The following is a 1,572-nucleotide window of genomic DNA, read 5'->3' as shown; positions in this document are numbered from 1 at the left end:
AACTGCGGCTGGATGACGGCGGAATCGACGCCGAAGGTGATGTTGGAGGGCATGTTGAGGATGATCTGCTGGCCGACGCGGGTGACCGATACGCCGGTGCCCTGCAACTGGGCGCGCAGCTCGGCCTCCTGCTGATCCATGTACTTGCCGATGGCCGCGCCGGTGAGGCCGCCGAAACCGGCACCGATAAGGGCGGTGACGCGCGGATCATTGCCGGTCGCAACGCCGATCAGGCCGCCCACCACGGCGCCGCCGCCGGCCCCGACGATGGCCCCGCCGGTGGTGTTCGACAGCTGGCTGTCGCCGGTATAGGGATTGATCGAGGTGCAGGCGCTCAGCGACAGGGCCGCAAGGCCGGCGAGAAGAAGCTTGGAGTGCATTGACGTCCCCCGTTGACCGGCGCCCGTTGTCGCCATCGAATGCGGCAGCACGGTGTCGCGCGCGACCCCCGCCTGCCCTTGCCTGTCGCGATACTAGCCGTGGGCCCAGCCGCCGTCGACCACGAAGTCCTGCGCCGAGATCATCCGGGAATCGTCGGCGGCGAGGAACAGGGCCATGCGGGCGATATCGGCCGGGTAGAGCCGGCCGGCCAGCGCCTGCTGCTCGTCGATCAGGCGGTTGGCGGCATCGTCCACCCAGTGGGTCAGCTGCCGCTCCGTCATGATCCAACCCGGCACCAGGGTGTTGACCCGCACGCCGTGCTTGCCGACATCGCGGGCCAGCGAGCGCGACAGGCCGTGCATGGCGGCCTTGGAGGCGGTGTAGGCGGCAAGGTTGCCGGTGAGGATCATCCAGCTGATCGAGCCGAAATTGACGATCGAGCCCTTGCCGGCAGCGATCATGCCGGGCAGCACCGCCTGGGCGGCGAAGAAGGCGTGCCTGGCGTTCACCGCGATCGACTGGTCCCAGAACTCCGGCGTCACCTCTTCCCACTTGTGGCGGAGGTCGTTGGCGGCGTTGTTGACGAGCGCGAGGGCCGGGCCATGGGCGGCTTCGAACTGACGGATGACGGCCTGATACGCCGTGACGTCGGTGATGTCGCAGCGGGCGAACGCCACCGTGGCGCCGGCAGCGTTGAGTTCGGCCTCGAGCTTCCTGCCGGCCTCGGCCGCGATATCGACGAAGCCGACCTTGCTGCCCTGCGCCGCGAAGGCGCGGACGATGCCCTCGCCGATGCCGGAGGCGCCGCCCGACACTATGACGGGCATGCCATCGAGGCTGGGATAAACAGCGAATTCGGACATGTGGCTCCCCGCAAATGTGTGCGCGGGTCTCTAGCGCGAGGGGTACGAGGAGGCAAGGGCGGGGTGTCACGGCAGCGACATCCGCAGTGGCTAGGAGCGGGGCATCCGCAACCTTCAGATCACCCCGCACATGACCCTCGACCTCGTCAGACCCGCCCAGATCGCCCCCCTCAACGGTCCGTCGCAGGAGGAGCGCCGGAGGTTGCTGGGGCTGGAGCGCACCGAGCCCAACCATGCCGCGGCGCTGGCCGGGCTCGCCTGCCTCAACCGGCTGGAAGCCCCCGCCGAGGGGCCGACGGCGCCGCTCGCCTTTCCGCTCACGGTGGCG

General features: G+C 69.2%; 2 protein-coding genes and 1 pseudogene. 1 reads left to right on the top strand and 2 read right to left on the bottom strand.

The features are described from left to right. Both ACE3TU_RS22205 and ACE3TU_RS22200 read right to left on the bottom strand, forming a co-directional pair. Nucleotides 1–380: glycine zipper domain-containing protein (locus ACE3TU_RS22205; RefSeq protein ID WP_374628024.1), on the bottom strand; the 380-nt coding region annotated here is incomplete at its 3' end. Nucleotides 381–473: 93 nt separating this feature from the next. Beyond that, nucleotides 474–1,244 carry an SDR family NAD(P)-dependent oxidoreductase gene (locus tag ACE3TU_RS22200; protein WP_374628023.1) on the bottom strand — a complete coding sequence of 257 codons (771 nt, stop codon included), beginning with the start codon at nucleotides 1,242–1,244 and terminating at the stop codon, nucleotides 474–476. A 130-nt stretch (nucleotides 1,245–1,374) separates the two neighbouring features. On the opposite strand from ACE3TU_RS22200, the pseudogene ACE3TU_RS22195 reads away from it, so the two are divergent. Next, a pseudogene (locus ACE3TU_RS22195) lies at nucleotides 1,375–1,572 on the top strand (hypothetical protein); the annotation flags it as partial.

Source organism: Devosia sp. (genome assembly GCF_041917035.1).
In the GTDB taxonomy this organism is placed as follows: domain Bacteria; phylum Pseudomonadota; class Alphaproteobacteria; order Rhizobiales; family Devosiaceae; genus Devosia_A.
The sequence above is the reverse complement of the archived record's forward strand: the minus strand, read 5'-3'. Positions and strand labels throughout refer to the sequence as shown.

Bases quoted from the DNA above. Each gene is read 5' to 3' on its own strand.
- ACE3TU_RS22200 (WP_374628023.1), bottom strand. From the start codon at position 1,244: ATGTCCGAATTCGCTGTTTATCCCAGCCTCGATGGCATGCCCGTCATA.